We start from the raw sequence: 427 nt of genomic DNA, 5'->3' as shown, positions 1-427 counted from the left end.
GCTTTTCCTGTAGTGAAGTGGGAAATACGAGAGGTTAGTAGAGATTCGTTTATCTCTTACCGAGGAAAGCGTTATTCTGTTCCATTCCGCTTTGTTGGTCAAAATGTAAAAGTGAAAGAAACGCTTGATCATCATTTAGAGATATATGATGACTTTGAGTGTATTGCGAAACACCCTATTCTTACTGGTAAAACAGAAGTCCATTTAAATTTAGGACATTATAAAGGGCTGAAAGAGACCGAAAAAGGTTTGGCGACCCGTCTCCAACAACCCGATGTGTTTGAAGTGGAACATCGTCCCCTTCAAGTGTATGAACAATTAGAAAGGAGTGAAACATAATGTCTACTCAACTTCTAATCGAACGACTAGAAAAATTGGGATGGCACCATACAGCTAACCAAATTCATGGTTTACTCGAAGATGCATC

The 427-nt window shown here is 39.1% G+C and carries 1 protein-coding gene; it reads left to right on the top strand.

Annotated elements, in window-relative coordinates:
• The coding region (locus PZE06_RS26400) for a Mu transposase domain-containing protein (protein ID WP_483314089.1) at nt 1-339 on the top strand (339 nt) is incomplete at its 5' end.
• Nucleotides 340-427: the final 88 nt, after the last annotated feature.

This window comes from Robertmurraya sp. DFI.2.37, from assembly GCF_029211245.1.
GTDB lineage: Bacteria > Bacillota > Bacilli > Bacillales > Cytobacillaceae > Robertmurraya > Robertmurraya methanolica_A.
Note: the sequence above shows the minus strand (reverse complement) of the source record. Positions and strands in the feature narration are given on the sequence as shown.